Source organism: Vibrio sp. GLN_1, from assembly GCF_043106015.1.
In the GTDB taxonomy this organism is placed as follows: Bacteria; Pseudomonadota; Gammaproteobacteria; order Enterobacterales; family Vibrionaceae; genus Vibrio; species Vibrio parahaemolyticus.
Map to the genome: position 1 here is coordinate 17,459 of NZ_JBICMD010000004.1, position 17,759 is coordinate 35,217.

15 protein-coding genes are annotated in these 17,759 nt (G+C 45.1%); 3 read left to right on the top strand and 12 right to left on the bottom strand.

All coding sequences use genetic code 11. The features are described from left to right. Position 1 precedes the first annotated feature (1 nt). The 8 genes from ACF8OV_RS00470 to ACF8OV_RS00505 all read right to left on the bottom strand — a co-directional run bounded on the left by ACF8OV_RS00470 (position 2) and on the right by ACF8OV_RS00505 (position 9,311). A complete protein-coding gene (locus ACF8OV_RS00470; protein ID WP_021449594.1) occupies positions 2-286 on the bottom strand; it encodes a ComEA family DNA-binding protein in 285 nt (94 codons plus the stop codon). A gap of 150 nt (positions 287-436) precedes the next feature. After that, complete coding sequence (gene ppiD, locus ACF8OV_RS00475) at positions 437-2,296, bottom strand: peptidylprolyl isomerase (protein ID WP_203503986.1); 1,860 nt, start codon at positions 2,294-2,296, stop codon at positions 437-439. A gap of 199 nt (positions 2,297-2,495) precedes the next feature. Then, a complete protein-coding gene (locus tag ACF8OV_RS00480) occupies positions 2,496-2,768 on the bottom strand; it encodes an HU family DNA-binding protein (RefSeq protein WP_005382341.1) in 273 nt (90 codons plus the stop codon). A 192-nt stretch (positions 2,769-2,960) separates the two neighbouring features. Then, complete coding sequence (gene lon, locus ACF8OV_RS00485; protein ID WP_203503984.1) at positions 2,961-5,312, bottom strand: endopeptidase La; 2,352 nt, start codon at positions 5,310-5,312, stop codon at positions 2,961-2,963. A 131-nt stretch (positions 5,313-5,443) separates the two neighbouring features. Next, a complete protein-coding gene (gene clpX, locus ACF8OV_RS00490) occupies positions 5,444-6,724 on the bottom strand; it encodes an ATP-dependent protease ATP-binding subunit ClpX (RefSeq protein WP_005460618.1) in 1,281 nt (426 codons plus the stop codon). Between the two features lie 71 nt (positions 6,725-6,795). After that, complete coding sequence (gene clpP / locus ACF8OV_RS00495) at positions 6,796-7,422, bottom strand: ATP-dependent Clp endopeptidase proteolytic subunit ClpP (RefSeq protein WP_005460620.1); 627 nt, start codon at positions 7,420-7,422, stop codon at positions 6,796-6,798. Positions 7,423-7,527: 105 nt separating this feature from the next. Next, a complete protein-coding gene (tig, locus tag ACF8OV_RS00500) occupies positions 7,528-8,832 on the bottom strand; it encodes a trigger factor (RefSeq protein WP_005460612.1) in 1,305 nt (434 codons plus the stop codon). Between the two features lie 293 nt (positions 8,833-9,125). Then, positions 9,126-9,311, bottom strand: a complete 186-nt coding sequence (locus ACF8OV_RS00505; protein ID WP_005482581.1) for a hypothetical protein — start codon at positions 9,309-9,311, stop codon at positions 9,126-9,128. A gap of 46 nt (positions 9,312-9,357) precedes the next feature. Here ACF8OV_RS00505 and ACF8OV_RS00510 point away from each other — a divergent pair, with 46 nt between their 5' ends. The 3 genes from ACF8OV_RS00510 to ACF8OV_RS00520 all read left to right on the top strand — a co-directional run bounded on the left by ACF8OV_RS00510 (position 9,358) and on the right by ACF8OV_RS00520 (position 12,761). Further along, complete coding sequence (locus ACF8OV_RS00510) at positions 9,358-11,160, top strand: ATP-binding protein (RefSeq protein WP_203503982.1); 1,803 nt, start codon at positions 9,358-9,360, stop codon at positions 11,158-11,160. 4 nt (positions 11,161-11,164) lie between these two features. After that, positions 11,165-12,502 (top strand): sigma-54 dependent transcriptional regulator, encoded by a 1,338-nt coding sequence (locus ACF8OV_RS00515; protein WP_005487712.1) that lies wholly within the window; start codon positions 11,165-11,167, stop codon positions 12,500-12,502. 76 nt (positions 12,503-12,578) lie between these two features. Further along, positions 12,579-12,761 carry a hypothetical protein gene (locus ACF8OV_RS00520; protein WP_021451574.1) on the top strand — a complete coding sequence of 61 codons (183 nt, stop codon included), beginning with the start codon at positions 12,579-12,581 and terminating at the stop codon, positions 12,759-12,761. A gap of 47 nt (positions 12,762-12,808) precedes the next feature. On the opposite strand, the gene ACF8OV_RS00525 is transcribed toward ACF8OV_RS00520, so the two are convergent. The 4 genes from ACF8OV_RS00525 to ACF8OV_RS00540 all read right to left on the bottom strand — a co-directional run bounded on the left by ACF8OV_RS00525 (position 12,809) and on the right by ACF8OV_RS00540 (position 17,607). Then, positions 12,809-14,170: a TRAP transporter large permease gene (locus ACF8OV_RS00525; RefSeq protein ID WP_005495990.1), complete on the bottom strand. Its 1,362-nt coding sequence runs from the start codon at positions 14,168-14,170 to the stop codon at positions 12,809-12,811. 3 nt (positions 14,171-14,173) lie between these two features. Next, positions 14,174-14,848 (bottom strand): TRAP transporter small permease, encoded by a 675-nt coding sequence (locus tag ACF8OV_RS00530; RefSeq protein WP_005479032.1) that lies wholly within the window; start codon positions 14,846-14,848, stop codon positions 14,174-14,176. 88 nt (positions 14,849-14,936) lie between these two features. Beyond that, a complete protein-coding gene (locus ACF8OV_RS00535) occupies positions 14,937-15,935 on the bottom strand; it encodes a TRAP transporter substrate-binding protein (RefSeq protein WP_005479018.1) in 999 nt (332 codons plus the stop codon). A gap of 202 nt (positions 15,936-16,137) precedes the next feature. Beyond that, positions 16,138-17,607: a protein adenylyltransferase SelO gene (locus ACF8OV_RS00540; protein WP_065767655.1), complete on the bottom strand. Its 1,470-nt coding sequence runs from the start codon at positions 17,605-17,607 to the stop codon at positions 16,138-16,140. Positions 17,608-17,759 lie beyond the last annotated feature (152 nt).

Genomic DNA, 17,759 nt, shown 5'->3' on the forward strand with positions numbered 1-17,759 from the left:
TTTATAGAAGAATGCGGTCTTCGTTTTTCTTGATGGTTGCTTCACCAATTCCTTTTACATTGGTTAAATCAGCTGCTGTTTTAAATGGGCCGTGCTCGGTACGGTAGTCAACTATGCTTTGCGCTTTCTTTTCGCCAATACCTTTCAGCATCGTTGCTATCTCTTCTGCAGAAGCAGTATTGATATTGACCGTAATTTCAATTCCTTCATATTTATCAGCCTTGGTATCAGCGGCCAAACTGAGTGGTGCGAACACCACTAAACACAAGGTTAAAATCCATTTCATATTGAACATATACACTCCAAATTAACGCTCTGAAATAATCCGCCCTAATGTAGGCAAACACTCATCGTCATTGAAGTTTGTTTAAACAAAAATAAAACGGGCCGCTTACGCGACCCGTTTTAGTTAACATGCAAATTACATAATTAGTGCTTATTTGCTCACAACAAAGTACTCAATGTCTGTGTTAGCACGCAATACAGCGAGAACAGAAGATAGATCCTGCTGAGATGATGCACGTTGCATTTGCATCGCAACTTGATCTTCTAGCGAACTATCTAGTTCCGCTTTCACAGCATCCAGTTCAATCACTACGATGTTGCCTTCAAGGTCTTTCGACTGACCGTAGACAGGTTTGCCATCTACTGGCTTCGCCATTGCAAAGACGGTAGTTGCTAGTGGCGAACGACGGTCAACGGTCTCTTGCTCACCAAATGTTAGGTTGTTTTCCGCAAGAACAGCCGTATTGCCTTCATTCAGAGCAGCTACCACTTTTGTACCTAGCTCTAGGGCACCTTGCTCACCTTTAACGCGAGATAGTTCCGCCACAACTTGGTCTTTCACTTCAGCTAATGGAAGCACTGTTTCGTCACGAGAATCTTCAACACGAACAACAATAATGTGCTCAGGCGCAACTTCAATCGCTTCAGAGTTCAGACCGTCTTCTTTCACTTCTGGGCTCAGTAGTGCTTGCATAACGGCTTGGTTACGTAGAACCTCAGGTGCATCAACTTGAGAGATGAAGTCTGTTGTCTTCACTTCTTGGTTAATAGCTTTAGAAGCATCGTCTAGTGAATCAGGGTACTCAAAAGCAACACGCTCAAGCTCATTTTGTAACTCGTAGAATTGATCCACCGCTTTTTGGTCTACTAGCTCTTGCTTAATCTCCGCAGCCACTTCATCAAATGGTTTTGCAACGGCATCTTTCAGCTCTTCTAGCTTGATAATGTGGTAGCCAAAGTCAGATTTTACTAGACCAGACATGTCACCTGGGTTCTTAAGTGCAAACGCAGCTTCTTCAAACGCAGGATCCATAACATCACGTTCGATCCAACCTAAGTCACCGCCGTTTTCAGCACTACCGAAATCATCAGATTTCTCTTGCGCTACCGCAGCAAAATCTGCACCTGCGTTCAATTCATCTAAGATAGCTTGTGCTTTTGCTTCATCATCACCTTCAACAAGAATGTGCGCCACTCGGCGTTGCTCTTCTGAAGAGTATTTGTCTAGATGCTCGTCGTAGTATTTCTTAACGTCTTCATCTGTTACTTGAATCTGCTTCTTAAGTGCTTCAGCAGACAACTCAACGTAAGACACTTTCACTTGCTCTGGACGAGTGAAGTTATCTGGGTTTGCTTTGTAGTAAGCTTGAATTTCTTCGTCAGTTAACTCAACTTTCTTCGCAAACTCTGCCAAATCGATGGTTACAGTGCGGATGTCGCGTGTTTGGGTAAACAGTTTACCCTGAGATTGAACTTCACCTGGAAGAGTAAACTCACTGCTTTGAAGCGCTGTTAGAAGCTGCTCACGCACCAATTCACGACGCATGTACTCAGCAAAAGAATCAGGAGTGAAACCTGCACGACGTAGCGATGCTTGGTAAATTTCTTGATCAAACTGACCGTTAGATTGGAACTGAGGCATTTCAAGAATCATGCTACGAACTTGAGCATCGCTGATTCGTAAGCCAAGTGCTTCAGCTTGTTGGTCAAGCAATACGTCATTAATCATACGATCAAGCACTGATTTGCGGAAAGATTCAACGTATGCAGGGTCAGCCAACATTTGAGAGAAGTAGTCACCCAATTGAGCTTGCATGCGATTGCGCTCATTTTGGTAAGCCATCTCGAACTCACCACGAGGAATCTCGGTGTTACCCACTTTCGCTGCTGAATTGTTGCTGCCATTCACTAGGTAGCTACCTACACCGGCAAATACGAAAGACAGGATGATAAGTCCAAGGATAATTTTGACCGCGATGCTATTCACGCCTTCGCGTAGTCGATCCATCATAATTTAACTGCTCTCCACAATTGAAGCGTACGGCTTCTAATAGAAAATATAATGACGCGATAATATCAGAAAAAGAAATGCGCATCAGTATGATGCGCATAATTTAAAAAAGTTCGGCTCGAAGTTTGTAAATTTTTGTTCGAAACTTATTGTTTGAGCAAAAGTTATTCAAATGGCCGGCAACAGAATCACGCTTTAATTAGTTACAAGCGTCTTTCAGTGCTTTACCTGCTTTGAAAGCTGGTACTTTTGCTTCTGCGATTTGGATTTCTTCACCAGTTTTTGGGTTACGACCAGTACGTGCAGCACGAGTGCGAACACTGAATGTACCGAAGCCAACTAGAGCAACTTGATCACCAGACTGAAGTGTGCCACTTACTGCTTCGATGAATGCATCTAGAGCACGACCCGCTGACGCTTTAGAGATGTCTGCATTTTCTGCGATTTGTTCTACTAATTGAGTTTTATTCACTGTGATTTCCCCTTTGTGCCATCTGTGATTATTTTTGTGATGACTTTTCGTTCCATAGTTAAGAAAATATGCTCCAACCCTTATTTTTCAAGGGCTGGCAGCTATCGAAACTAACTTAGCGCCCAAAAAAAACGCTGACAAGCCTTTTTAGGCTTATCAGCGCAAACTTTTACTTATTTTTGCTGCACATCACTATTTTTTAGCTTCAAACTCAACGCCTGTCGGGTCTCGCTCTAGTGCAACTTTCAGTACTTCATCAATCCACCGAACAGGGATAACTTGCAGATCTGCGATAACATTCTCAGGAATCTCTTCCAGATCACGCTCGTTATCTTTCGGGATAAGCACTGTCTTTATGCCGCCACGATGTGCCGCAAGTAACTTCTCTTTTAAGCCACCGATTGGTAATACTTCACCACGTAGGGTGATCTCACCCGTCATCGCAACTTCAGCTTTTACCGGGTTACCAGTCAGAGCCGATACCAAAGCAGTGCACATTGCTGTACCCGCACTTGGGCCATCTTTCGGCGTCGCACCTTCAGGCACGTGAACGTGGATGTCTTTTTTCTCGTAGAAATCTGAGTTAATGCCCAGTTTATCTGCACGAGAGCGCACCACGGTCATTGCAGCTTGGATAGACTCTTGCATTACGTCGCCCAGTGAACCTGTTTGAGTAAGCTTGCCTTTACCTGGCATAGATTGAGTTTCAATCGTTAATAGATCGCCACCCACTTCAGTCCAAGCTAGACCAGTAACTTGACCAATTCGGTTGCTTTCATCAGCTTTCCCGTAATCGAAACGTTGAACACCCAAGTATTCTTTTAGGTTGTCCATCGTTACCGTCACTGATTTGATGTCTTTATCTAGCAGGATGTTCTTCACTGCTTTGCGGCAGATCTTAGAAATCTCACGCTCAAGACCACGCACACCCGCTTCACGAGTGTAGTAACGGATAATACCGATGATTGCTGAATCTTCGATGACTATCTCGTTTGGTTTCAAGCCATTACGTTGCACTTGTTTTTCAACAAGGTGACGCTTCGCAATGTTTAGTTTTTCATCTTCGGTGTAACCGGATAGACGAATCACTTCCATACGATCAAGTAACGGACCAGGAATATTCATCGAGTTAGACGTTGCAACAAACATCACATCAGACAAGTCGTAATCCACTTCTAGGTAGTGGTCGTTGAATGAGTTGTTTTGTTCAGGGTCTAATACTTCAAGCAACGCTGAAGCCGGGTCACCACGCATGTCTGAAGACATTTTGTCGATTTCATCCAGAAGGAAGAGAGGGTTTTTCACACCAACTTTCGACATTTTCTGAATCAGCTTACCTGGCAATGAACCAATGTAAGTACGACGGTGGCCTCGAATCTCCGCTTCATCACGCACGCCACCTAGGGCCATACGTACGTATTTACGTCCAGTAGCAGATGCAATTGAGCGGCCAAGCGATGTTTTACCCACGCCTGGAGGACCAACAAGACAAAGGATTGGACCTTTTAGCTTGTTAATGCGGTTTTGAACTGCCAAGTATTCCAGAATACGCTCTTTCACGCGCTCTAGACCATAATGGTCTTCGTTCAGAATCTCTTCCGCTTTCGCAAGATTTTTCTTCACTTTAGAACGCTTAGTCCAAGGTACACTTACCATCCAGTCGATGTAGCTACGAACCACGGTCGCTTCTGCGGACATTGGAGACATCATCTTAAGCTTTTGCAGCTCTTGCTCTGTCTTTTCACGTGCTTCTTGCGGCATTTTTGATTCGTCGATCTTCTTTTGCAGAGTCTCAAACTCATCAGGAGCGTCTTCCATCTCACCCAGCTCTTTCTGAATCGCTTTCATTTGCTCATTCAGATAGTACTCACGCTGAGACTTCTCCATTTGCTTTTTCACGCGACCACGAATGCGTTTCTCAACTTGTAGCAAATCGATCTCTGATTCCATCTGGCCCATTAGGAACTCTAGACGCTCAGTAACATCAATAATTTCAAGTACTTGTTGCTTGTCAATAAGTTTAAGAGGCATATGTGCCGCAATCGTATCAGCTAGGCGTGCCGCTTCATCGATACCATTCAGTGACGTTAGCACTTCTGGTGGAATCTTTTTGTTTAACTTAATGAAGCCTTCGAATTGGTTGATTGCGCTGCGAACAATCACTTCTTGCTCACGTTCATCCAATTCTGGTGTTACGATGAATTCCGCCTCAGCTAAGAAGAAATCACTTTCTTTGAAATGATTGATTTTTGCGCGCTGCTGACCTTCAACCAGTACTTTTACTGTGCCATCAGGGAGCTTTAGAAGTTGGAGAATGGTAGCTACCGTACCCACTTCGAATAGGTCATCAACCGTTGGTTCATCAGTGTCAGCTTGTTTTTGAGCCACAAGCAGAACTTGTTTGTTTGTTTCCATCGCCGTTTCTAGACAGCTAATCGATTTCTCACGACCAACAAACAATGGAATCACCATGTGCGGGTAGACCACTACGTCACGTAGAGGTAATACCGGGATCTCGATACGCTCGGAACGTTCCAAGTTCATATAATTCTCTCTTCCGCTTTCACGTTTAACGTATTACTTAAGGCAGTATATGGGGGCTAATTGTTTGGATTCAATAAGAGAAATAAAAAAAGGAGGTAATTACTTACCTCCTTTTTCATTCATGGCTGAATTTATTCTGCTCCAGCTGCCTGATTGTCGGCATTGCTGTAAATAAGCAGTGGTTCTGACTCACCATTGATGACGGATTCATCAATCACAACTTTACTTACATCTGTCGCAGATGGCAGTTCGTACATGGTTTCAAGCAGAACACTTTCCAGAATTGAACGCAAACCACGAGCACCTGTCTTACGTTCCATTGCTTTCTTCGCGATAGCACGAAGGGCATCTTCACGGAATTCAAGCTCTGCGTTTTCTAGCTCAAACAATGCTGCATACTGCTTGGTCAGTGCGTTTTTCGGTTCACATAGGATCTGAATCAACGCTTCTTCATCAAGCTCTGTCAGTGTTGTTGTCACAGGAAGACGACCAATGAATTCTGGAATCAAACCATACTTCACTAGATCTTCTGGCTCAACCTGAGTAAACAGTTCGCCGACGGTTTTGGTTTCGTTCTTCGAGCGCACTTCTGCACCAAAGCCGATACCAGTACCCGTAGCTACACGCTGTTCGATAACTTTATCTAAACCAGCAAATGCACCACCACAGATGAACAGGATCTTAGACGTGTCCACTTGTAGGAATTCTTGCTGTGGATGCTTACGACCACCTTGAGGTGGAACTGAAGCAACCGTACCTTCGATAAGTTTCAATAGCGCTTGCTGAACACCTTCACCAGATACGTCACGCGTAATTGATGGGTTTTCAGCTTTGCGAGAAATTTTGTCAATTTCGTCAATGTAAACAATGCCACGTTCAGCCTTCGCTACATCGTAATCACATTTTTGCAGAAGCTTTTGGATGATGTTTTCAACGTCTTCACCCACATAACCAGCTTCGGTTAGTGTGGTTGCGTCTGCCATTGTGAATGGCACATCCAAGAATCGAGCTAGCGTCTCAGCAAGCAGCGTTTTACCACTACCTGTAGGACCAATTAGAAGGATGTTACTTTTACCAAGCTCCACACCTTCGCTCGTTGTATCACCATTGCGTAAACGCTTGTAGTGGTTATATACCGCAACTGCGAGCACTTTTTTCGCGTAATCTTGTCCGATCACATAGTCGTCAAGGTGTTCACGGATCTGTTTTGGCGTTGGTAACGCTTCAGATTCTTTCTTAGGGAGAACATCCTTGATTTCTTCGCGAATAATATCGTTACATAGGTCGACACACTCGTCGCAAATGTAAACTGACGGACCTGCGATTAGCTTGCGAACTTCGTGCTGACTTTTGCCGCAGAAAGAACAGTACAGCAATTTACCGCTGCCACTTTCTTTGCTTTTATCTGTCATTCGCTAACCTCTTAGCCTTTACTCTTCATGAATGAGTGTATATCAATTTTTGCCAAAATGCGCTGGCTAAATTACGCGCCGCGATGGCTCAACACTGCATCCACGATACCGTATTCCACAGCCTGCTCTGCTGACATGAAGTTGTCACGATCGGTATCGCGTTCAATCACTTCAAGAGGCTGGCCAGTATGTTCTGCTAACAGGTTGTTTAGCTTCTGTTTAATGGTCAGGATTTCCTGAGCATGGATTTGGATATCAGAAGCTTGACCCTGGAAACCACCTAGTGGTTGGTGGATCATCACACGTGAGTTAGGAAGAACGTAACGTTTACCAGCAGCACCACCTGCAAGCAGGAATGCGCCCATAGAACAAGCTTGCCCCATACATACAGTGCTTACATTTGGTTTAATAAACTGCATTGTGTCGTAAATTGACATACCTGCAGTTACGCTGCCACCTGGAGAGTTGATGTATAGGAAAATGTCTTTATCTGGATTTTCAGATTCTAGGAAAAGTAGCTGAGCCACGACAAGGTTTGCCATGTGGTCTTCCACTTGACCAGTTAAAAAAATCACGCGCTCTTTAAGTAGACGTGAGTAGATGTCGTAAGAACGCTCGCCTCGGGAAGTTTGTTCAACCACCATTGGTACTAGTGCGTCCATAATTGGCGACATTGCATTTTTTTCTTGGTAGCTCATATTCTTATGTCCCTAAAATAAATGGCCCGGATGATGACTATCATACGGACCATTGTTAGCAGAATAGTTAACGTTAAGTCAACCTTCTACGCAAGATATTGCTTATTAAGCAGCAGGTTGTTGGTTAAGTAGCTCGTTGAAGCCTACTTCTTTCTCAGTAACCTGTGCTTTAGCGATGATCGCGTCGATTGCTTGCTCTTCTAGAGCTACGTTACGCATGTTGTTCATCATTTGCTCGTTTTGCTCGTAGTAAGCAATAACTTCTGATGGATCTTCGTATGCAGTAGCCATTTCTTCGATTAGAGCTTTAACTTTCTCGTCGTCCGCTTTTAGCTCTTCAGACTTGATTACTTCACCTAGTAGAAGACCAACAACTACGCGACGCTTAGCTTGTTCTTCGAACAGTTCACGTGGAAGCTGTGCAGCTGCTTCTGGGTTACCACCGAAGCGTTGTGCCGCTTGTTGACGTAGAACGTGGATTTCTTGCTCGATAAGTGCAGCAGGAACGTCGATTTCGTTTTCTTTAACTAGACCTTCGATTGCTTGCTCTTTGATGCGAGTCTTAACAGCTTGCTTAAGTTCGCGTTCCATGTTCTTACGCACTTCAGCTTTAAGTGCGTCTACACCGCCTTCAGCAACACCGAACTTAGCAACGAATTCGTCGTTTAGTTCTGGAAGTTCACGAGCTTCAACTTTGTTCACTTTGATTGCGAACTTAGCCGCTTTACCTTTTAGGTTTTCAGCGTGGTAATCTTCTGGGAAAGTTACGTCGATGTCGAATTCCATACCAGCAGTTTTACCTGCAATACCGTCTTCGAAACCAGGGATCATGCGACCAGCGCCCATTTCTAGTGGGAAGTTCTCAGCTTTACCGCCTTCAAACTCTTCGCCGTCGATAGAACCAACGAAATCGATGCTTACGCGTTTGCCAGCTTCTGCTGCTTCTTCAACTTCAACCCAAGTTGCTTGTTGCTTACGTAGAGTTTCGATCATCTCTTCTACGTCTGCTTCTTTAACTTCAGTTAGAGGCTTCTCAACAGTGATGTTTTCTAGGCCTTTTAGTTCAACTTCTGGGTAAACTTCAAAAGTTGCTGTGAAAACTAGGTCTGCACCTTCTTTGTTTTCTACAGGAGCGAAAGTTGGAGCGCCAGCTGGGTTGATTTTCTCTTTTACGATCGCTTCGATGAAGTGACGTTGCATAACTTCACCAAGAACGTCTTGACGTACTGCTTTGCCGTACATCTTAGCAACCATTTTTAGAGGCACTTTACCCTTACGGAAACCATCGAAACGACGGTTTTTAGCGATGTTGCGTAGTTCAGCTGTTACAGCATCTTCGATGTTTGCAGCTGGAACAGTAATGTTTAGACGGCGCTCTAGGCCCTCTAGCGTTTCAACAGTAACTTGCATTATTTATAAACCTCTAAAGTGGCTCGGTTATCCGAGCGTATGAGCGTAACTCTTTAAGTTAACGCTTCATCCTTGTGTAGTGTTCTGTCCGAACACCTAATTTAAAATCGAGTATTGATGCTGATTCTCAGCACCAGACTAATCAGTGATATCTTCGACAGAAATATCAAAGGTATCTCCTATTAGCCTCAGGACAGAATTTTTAGACGCGACATTCTAGCGATCTGTCGCAACCCTGTCGAGCCAATAGCCACTATGTGGACATTGTCTGCGCTAAATTCTCGAAAGCTGACTCATTTTTTTGCCAAAAATGGGATTAAAACACCCAATGAGCGCGTCAGCATATCTAGAATGGGGACAATAGCGACTTTTTCAAGAGAATCGACTGCTTTTTTTATTGAAAAGCGTAAAAAGAGATCTTGCTCTTGTTTTACTCCACAGAGTTGAAAACTAAATCCCCCATCATCCCTACAACCCATTAACATTTCTAAAGGCATAAAAAGGACGTGTAATAGGAATGCAAGGATGTCTCAACGAAATCGTATTTTACTGATTTTTTTCGCCTTATATTTCCTGTGCGCCATTGTGGGCGGGCGCTGGGTGTGGCAACACAGCTATCAATCTTTGCTAGATAAACACCAATCACAGCTCGAACAATTTTCTAGCCACATCAAAAATAAGCTCGATAAATACGCCCATATACCCAATCTTTTAGCCAAAGATGATCCTCTTTTTGAAGCTCTACTGAATCCTTCAAATAGCGCTCAACTCGAAATCACCAATCGCTATCTAGAATCGGTGAACAACGTTATTGAAGCGGCAGATACTTATTTGATTGATCAATGGGGCACGACCATTGCAGCAAGTAACTGGCGTAAAAAGCGCTCTTTTATTGGACGCAACTTTGCTTTTAGACCTTACTTTAAACAAGCCATCAGCGGTGAAAGCAGCCAATATTACGCTCTGGGCTCAACATCCGGCCAACGTGGCTATTACTACTCATATCCAATAATTTATGCTGGCGGCGTGTTGGGCATCGTGGTCGTAAAAATGGATTTGAGTAAAATTGAAGATAACTGGCAACAACCTGACAGCGTGTTCGTGGCCAGCGACCCTCACAATATTGTCTTTATGAGCAGCCGGCAGGATTGGCTATTCAAAAGCCTACAACCGTTAAGTGATGCAGATAAAAAGCAAGTTTGGACGAGTAGACAATATCTCGACACACCGATTCCGACATTGGGCTTTGTCGGCAACTTGAATGCACCAAATTCTGAACTGAAACAAGGCTACCCCTACAATAAAGGGACACTGGTTGTCTCTTCACTGCCTTTACCTGAGTTAAAGCTAACGATTCGTGTGCTTTCGCCAAAACAATCCATCGTTTGGGTTACGATGGGCTATATCGTTGTGCTTACGTTGGCCTTTACGGTTTTGTTCTTGATTGGCCAGTTGATTTATCACCGCCAACAACGTCATTTGCAGTTAGAACGAATCCAACAAGAAGCGAATCAGAAGTTAGAATTTCAAGTCATGGCGAGAACAGCAGAGTTACACGCTGAAATTGCGCAGCGAACCGAAACGGAGCAAACACTGCGTTTGACCCAAGATGAGTTAATTCAAGCGGCTAAGCTGGCAGTTCTCGGTCAAATGTCAGCGAGCATCAGCCATGAGCTGAATAATCCGTTGGCAGCCATTCGTAGCTTTGCTGAGAATGGAAAATTGTTCCTTCAGAAAGAAAAGTATGATCGAGTGGAAGATAATCTCACTCGCATTTCAGCCCTCACAGACAGAATGGCAAACATCAGCCAGCAATTGCGTTCGTTTGCCAAAAAGGCCAGCGGCAATGAGCTTACCCAAACACGCCTATTGCCCGTGATAGCCTCATCAAAAGAGCTCATGAAACCCGCTTTTAAATCTGCTCGTGTTCTACTTGCTACCGAACTTCCTACTGACGACATCGAGGTTCAAATCAATACCATTCAATTGGAGCAAGTTCTGGTTAACTTGCTGACAAACGCAATTGAAGCCGTAAAAGAACAACAAGATAAACAAGTGTGGTTGCTCGTTGAAACGGATACGGATGAAAACAAAGTGATGATTCATGTCGATGACAATGGCCCTGGGCTTGGTTCGCACACACTGTCCGAACTTTGCGAACCGTTTTTAACAACTAAAAAGAATGGATTGGGATTAGGACTTTCTATATCTCAGCAAATATTGGCTGGTATGAACGGCAGCTTGAGTGCTCACAACCGAGCCCAAGGTGGCGCTCGATTCTCATTGCGCTTACCAATATGCCAACGCACCGAACAATCAGAAGGATAAGATAATGTGTCAGGTGTTTTTTATTGATGATGAAGCCGACCTTCGATTAGCAATAGAACAAACGTTTGAGCTAGCCGATATCGAAGCGACTTTTTTTTCCGATGCGGAATCCGCCTTGTTAGCCATGAAACAAAGCGACGAAGCTGGTGTGATTGTGACCGACATCTGCTTACCCGGTATTTCAGGCATGGACTTGTTAACCACGTTAGTTCAACGCGACCCAAACCTGCCAGTCATCATGATTACAGGCCATGGTGACATCTCAATGGCCGTAAATGCGTTACACCAAGGGGCCTACGATTTTATAGAGAAACCTTTTGCGCCAGAACACTTGGTTGAAACCGTAAAACGCGCCATTGAAAGACGCCAACTGACGAACGAAAATGAGAAACTTCGTCAATCACTCAAAGCAAGCCAAACGCTTGGCCCCCGAATCATTGGTGAAACCACTAGCATCCAAACGCTACGAGAAACCATCACCCACATTGCTGATACTGATGCCGATATTCTGCTGTTTGGCGAAACAGGTACAGGTAAAGAGCTTATCGCCCGCTCACTGCACGAACAAAGTTCTCGTAGAAACAATAACTTTGTGGCGGTGAACTGTGGCGCGGTGCCAGAAAACTTAATTGAAAGCGAACTCTATGGCCACGAAAAAGGCGCATTTACTGGTGCAGACAGTCGGCGTATTGGTAAGTTTGAATTTGCGCAGGGCGGCACACTCTTCTTAGATGAAATCGAATCGATGCCAATTCAGGCACAAATTCGTTTGTTGCGCGTCCTGCAAGAGCGCGTGATTGAACGCGTTGGCTCAAACGAACTTTTACCTCTCGACATTCGCGTTGTCGCGGCAACGAAAGTGGATCTTAAACGTGCGGCGGAACAAGGTACATTTCGTCAAGACCTCTACTACCGCCTCAACGTGGTTACGCTAGATTTGCCTCCCTTACGTGAACGCAAGGAAGACATCCCTGCCCTTTTCCACCATTTTCTTTTAGTCGCGGCGTCGCGCTATGGTAAAAGTTCGCCAAGCCTTTCAGCACAAGATTTGGCTCAGCTAATGGCTCACGATTGGCCGGGAAATGTCCGAGAACTGCGCAATGCAGCAGAGCGTTTCGTTTTATTAGGTAAACTCATCCAATTAGGCGAACCGAGTTCCATCCCCGCCTCAACCAGTAGCCTTGCAGAGCAAGTGGCGGAGTTTGAAAAGGCAGCGATAGAAAATGCGCTACTAGAAAACAATGGCAGCATCAAACAAACGATGGAACAGTTGAATGTGCCTCGAAAAACGCTGTATGACAAAATGCAACGCTATCAGATAGATAAAGAGCTCTATAAATAAAACAGGTTCGCACGATTGGTATTATATCCAACTTGAATCATAATTTTGCTAAGGCAATTATTGGGCTCATATGGATATGAATGAAAAAGTGAGGATACCGATCATTACCGATACAGTGATGGTAGACGGCCAGTATCAAGAAGAAAGGCGCTCCGGTGAAGACCGACGTAAAAACAAAAAGAAGTGGCACGGCTATGAGCGCAGAGTCCATCCCGATCCGAGAAAACAAGATTTTAAATCCATAGACGAAGAGGTGTGATGGCTCACACCTCTTTTTGGTTGCGTGAATGTAATTCGGAAAATGTGTTATTTAGTGATTATTTCTGGCCCCATCAAGGTCGTAGGTAACCAAGTTGATACCCAAGGTACATAAGTCACAATTATCAAGAACAAGAACATGACGCCCACCCATGGCAATGCTGCTTTTACAACATTCATCATCGACATTCTTGCCACCCCAGCCGTTACAAACAGGTTCAACCCGACTGGTGGCGTTATCATGCCGATTTCCATGTTCACCACCATCATGATACCGAGGTGAATTGGGTCGATGCCCAGCGCAATGGCAATTGGGAACACCAAAGGAGCAACGATGATCAATAAGCCCGAAGGCTCCATAAACTGACCACCAATCAGGAGCAACAAGTTAACAACTATCAAGAACGTAATAGGTCCAAGACCCGCAGACAGCATCGATTCCGTGATCATCTGAGGGATACGTTCTTCAGTCAGTACGTGTTTTAAGATCAGTGCATTAGCAATGATAAACAGCAGCATGATGGTAAGCTTGCCCGCTTCATACAAGGTATGCTTAGTGTCTTCATGCACAAAGGTCTGAATCACTTTGACGATCGCTGGTTTGGTGTTTTGCTTATCAGCAAATGGTCCCATGTCTTTATATATAAAGTTCGCGATAAAGAATGAGTACACCGCCGCAACTGCCGCAGCCTCTGTTGGTGTGAAAATACCGCCATAGATACCGCCAAGGATGATCACCACCAGCAACAACCCCCAACTTGCATCTTTGGCGGCATCAAACGTTTCTTTCCATCCCACGAATGGTTGCTTAGGTAGATTCTTAATCCTCGCCGCAATGTAGATAGCGATCATCAACATCACGCCAGCCAGCAAACCCGGGATCACACCCCCAAGGAACATACGCCCTACTGACACATCGGTCGCAGCTGCATACACCACCATCACGATCGATGGCGGAATCAAGATCCCCAAAGTACCTGCGTTACAGATAACACCCGCAGCAAACTCTTTCGAGTAACCGTTTTTGATCATCCCCGCAATGACGATACTACCGATAGCGACCACGGTTGCTGGTGAAGAGCCAGACAGTGCTGCAAACATCATACATGCCACAACGGAAGCCATGGCGAGACCACCACGGAACCAACCAACAATGGCAATCGCAAATCGGATGATTCGCTTTGCAACGCCACCTGTCGACATAAAACTTGAGGCCAAAATGAAGAAAGGTATCGCCAACAATGTATAGTGACCAGCAAAGGCGTTAAACAGCGTTTGAGCAACTGACGCCAAAGAGGCATCGGAATGCAGCATTAAGAAAAGTACACTGGAAAGACCCAGAGAAATTGCGATTGGCACACCAATGAGCATGAAGCCAATCACCATTAAAAACAGTAGTAAAATATCCATGGCTTAGCGCTCCTTGTGCTCAGAATCGTTCGAGGAACGAGGAGTCATGGCATCGCCAGCTTCACTCATTTCTTCTTTTAAGGCTTCCAGTTCTTCCTCAGCTTCATGACCTGCAATCAAGCGATCCAGCTTGCCTGTAGCGATCTGCCAAGTGACCTGTAAAAAACGGAAAGTGAGCATCGCCATACCAAGCGGCAAAGCGAAATAAGGAATAAAGCGTGGCAGTTTTTCGTAGCGCTCGCCTTCATTAAGCCAATCCGCTAAGAACTGTAAAAATTCAGGCATTGGGATATCGTCGGTTTCATACCATGCGCGCTCTGTCGCAAAGGGATACCAATAATTCCAAGCACCAATCAAAAGCAGAATCGAAAAGGTTAGGCAGCAGGCCGCTGCGACTAGCGCAAGGAGTTTACGGCGCCCTTCAGGCACGATATTGATGATGACATCCACGCCAATGTGAAAGTGTTTTTTCACACCGTACGAAGCGCCAACTAAAACCATCCACGCGAACATGAATACGGTGAGCTCTAACGCCCAGAGAATATTATCGTTAAAGACATAGCGAAAAATGACATTAGCAAACGTCAGCAATGTCATCGCACCTAAGAAGAAAGCAATCAAGGTTTCTTCAATGGCATCGGTAATTCGTCCAGCCTTGGCAAAAAAAGTCGGTTCCATAATTACATCACGTCATCAGTAAAGGGAAAAAGCCCTCATCCTCAGCTCGGCTTAGAGAGAGTCCGAGGGCGAATGGATATCGTTTTTGTTATTGTTGGTTTGAAGCCAAAGCCGCTTCAATCAGGTCAGAACCAATGTCTTTCTCAAACTTTTTCCACACTGGTTGCAGAGCCGTCACCCACTCTTGACGCTGCTCTGGCGTTAGCGTACGAACCACACCACCCGCTTCGATGATGTTGTTTTTATTCGCCAAGTTCACTTTGGTCGATTCCGCGTTACGCTCAACAGTCACTTCTTGAATGATGGTATTGAGCTGTTCACGCTGATCTTCTGGTAGCTTCTGCCAAAAATCGTTCGACGTCACAACGAGGTAATCCAAAATACCGTGGTTGGTTTCCGTTATGCCATCTTGAACTTCGAAGAACTTCTTACCGTAGATGTTTGACCAAGTGTTCTCTTGACCATCGATAACCTTCGTTTGTAGACCGCCGTAAACTTCTTTGAAGGACATTTTTTGAGGGTTTGCGCCAAGTTGCTCGAACTGGGCAACAAGAACGTCAGAAGCTTGGACGCGGAACTTAAGTCCTTTCGCATCGCTTGGCACCATCAGAGGTTTATTGGCAGACATTTGCTTCATACCGTTGTGCCAGAACGCAATGCCTTGTAGACCACGACGTTTCATTGAGTTTTTCAGCTTCTCTCCCGCTTCAGAGTTTTGGAAGCGGTCAACCGCAGCGACATCATCAAACAAGAAAGGCAGATCGAAAAGGCGATACTTCTTGGTGAATTTCTCAAACTTAGAAAGAGAAGGAGCAGCGAGTTGAACATCACCATTTAGAAGAGCTTCCAACACTTTGTCATCATCGTAAAGCGTTGAGTTTGGAAACACCTGCATGCACACTTTGCCGTTCATTTCTTCGTTGACACGTTTTTCAAGCAACGAAGCAGCAATGCCTTTTGGGTGTTTGTCCGCATTAGTCACGTGGCTGAATTTGATGACCGTTTCACCTGGGTCACAATTCGCAGCGGCATTAAAACTGGTAACAGCAAGAGCAGAGACAGATAGTAGGGTTAGAGGCTTTAACATTATTATTCTCCTTGATAAATCACATCCCATCCCGTCCATGAAGTTAAGGTGATGGGTACGGATGTTCATCAAAGAGCAATTAATAGACCAACTATTTTTTTATTTAAAATCAATCCATTAAAATATTAAAGTTGACAAGCGAGAGCCAAAAGGAGGGAAATCCACCCACAAACCTAAAGGATATGGGTGGGAAATGACCCATTTATGAGGAGCAGCTGATCTCCATCTTTTTCCCCCACTCTGGCGGCAGTTTGGCATACGCTTCAAACTCTGGTTGCGAATCGTATGGATGGCGAAGTATCTCAGCAAGACGGTGAATTTCGCTGAAATCACCTTCCTCAGCTTTATCGATAGCCAATTGCGCAAGGTAGTTGCGAAGAATGTATTTCGGGTTGGCTTGGCGCATCTGTTCACAACGCTGCTCGGCTGAAATCGGCTCACCAATTTCATCTACCTCCAGCTCACATCGAGCCAAATACAAATCAAGCCAAGCTTGGGCGGCTTCCCGATCAATAAACAAATCGATGACCTCTTGCGCTGGCTGTTTATCGAGGTTGGACAACGCTCTAAAGAATCGCGTATAGTCGGTATGATTCTGATTAAGCAGTTCAAACATCGACTCAAACAAACGTCCGTCTTCTGCAATTTTTGTTTTCAAACCCAGCTTACTGCGCATCAAGCAGCTAAACTGCTGGCTTAAACGCCCTTCAAATTGGCTCAGTGCCTGTTCTAAATCTTCTCGCTCGACGAGCGGTGATAAGGCATGTGCCAAAGCAGAAAGATTCCACAGGGCAATTCGCGGTTGCTGCTCGAACGCATAACGCCCCTGATAATCAGAATGGTTACAAATGTACCCCGGTTCATAATCGTCGAGAAAACCAAATGGCCCGTAATCAAAGGTTTGCCCGAGAATTGACATGTTATCGGTGTTCATCACGCCATGAGCAAACCCATACGCTTGCCAGTAAGCAATCATGTCTGCTGTTTTCTGAACAATTTCACCAAACATTGCAGCGTATGGCTTCTCTGCCGACGCACAATCAGCAAAGTGCCACTCGATGACTTTGTCCGCCAGCAACTTTTGCTCTGCCAATTGATTGGTATAGAAAAGGTGCTCGAAATGGCCAAAACGCACGTGGGTCTCCGCCATACGAATCAACATTGCGCCGAATTCTGTTTTCTCGCGATAAACAGGCGTGTCACTGACCATCATGCCAAGAGCACGAGTCGTCGGGATCCCAAGCCCCGCCATGGCTTCGCTACATAGGTATTCACGAATGGTTGAGCGCAACACCGCCCTGCCGTCCCCCATTCGTGAGTAGGGTGTTAGCCCCGCGCCTTTAAGGTGAATATCAAACCAAGTGCCATCTTGATGCTCAATTTCCGCCAACAGCAATCCACGTCCATCGCCCAAGTCTGGGTTGTAGACGCCAAACTGATGCCCTGCGTATTTCATCGCCAGAGGACGAAACGGTTCGAATTCGCTTTGCCCAGAAAAAACCGCCAATAGCTCATCGTTTTGCGCTGCTGGTAAACCAAACTGCTGCGCAAACTCACCATTCCAAGCAACCCAGCGAGTATTATCCAAGGGTTGTGGCTCAACCAAAGTATAGAAAGCTGACGGTAGTTGACTAAAGCGATGGGTGAAACTGACCCGTTGCCAAATGGACATGTGGGGTTCCTTAATAAAAAGAAGTACTGTTGTCAGTATACGTGTGAACGTCACTGTCATTCAGCCATGAAATGGGCATGGGTATTTTGCGTGAATAACGCGAAGACGGCAGGAAAGGTATTCACCCGCTTCATACCACCTCACAAACGGAG

Excerpts from the sequence above, each read along its gene's own strand:
- ACF8OV_RS00470 (WP_021449594.1), bottom strand. The coding sequence starts at position 286 with ATGAAATGGATTTTAACCTTGTGTTTAGTGGTGTTCGCACCACTCAGT.
- ppiD (WP_203503986.1), bottom strand. The coding sequence starts at position 2,296 with ATGATGGATCGACTACGCGAAGGCGTGAATAGCATCGCGGTCAAAATT.
- lon (WP_203503984.1), bottom strand. The coding sequence starts at position 5,312 with ATGAACTTGGAACGTTCCGAGCGTATCGAGATCCCGGTATTACCTCTA.
- clpX (WP_005460618.1), bottom strand. The coding sequence starts at position 6,724 with ATGACAGATAAAAGCAAAGAAAGTGGCAGCGGTAAATTGCTGTACTGT.
- clpP (WP_005460620.1), bottom strand. The coding sequence starts at position 7,422 with ATGAGCTACCAAGAAAAAAATGCAATGTCGCCAATTATGGACGCACTA.
- tig (WP_005460612.1), bottom strand. The coding sequence starts at position 8,832 with ATGCAAGTTACTGTTGAAACGCTAGAGGGCCTAGAGCGCCGTCTAAAC.
- ACF8OV_RS00505 (WP_005482581.1), bottom strand. The coding sequence starts at position 9,311 with ATGGGTTGTAGGGATGATGGGGGATTTAGTTTTCAACTCTGTGGAGTA.
- ACF8OV_RS00510 (WP_203503982.1), top strand. The coding sequence starts at position 9,358 with ATGTCTCAACGAAATCGTATTTTACTGATTTTTTTCGCCTTATATTTC.
- ACF8OV_RS00515 (WP_005487712.1), top strand. The coding sequence starts at position 11,165 with ATGTGTCAGGTGTTTTTTATTGATGATGAAGCCGACCTTCGATTAGCA.
- ACF8OV_RS00520 (WP_021451574.1), top strand. The coding sequence starts at position 12,579 with ATGAATGAAAAAGTGAGGATACCGATCATTACCGATACAGTGATGGTA.
- ACF8OV_RS00525 (WP_005495990.1), bottom strand. The coding sequence starts at position 14,170 with ATGGATATTTTACTACTGTTTTTAATGGTGATTGGCTTCATGCTCATT.
- ACF8OV_RS00530 (WP_005479032.1), bottom strand. The coding sequence starts at position 14,848 with ATGGAACCGACTTTTTTTGCCAAGGCTGGACGAATTACCGATGCCATT.
- ACF8OV_RS00535 (WP_005479018.1), bottom strand. The coding sequence starts at position 15,935 with ATGTTAAAGCCTCTAACCCTACTATCTGTCTCTGCTCTTGCTGTTACC.
- ACF8OV_RS00540 (WP_065767655.1), bottom strand. The coding sequence starts at position 17,607 with ATGTCCATTTGGCAACGGGTCAGTTTCACCCATCGCTTTAGTCAACTA.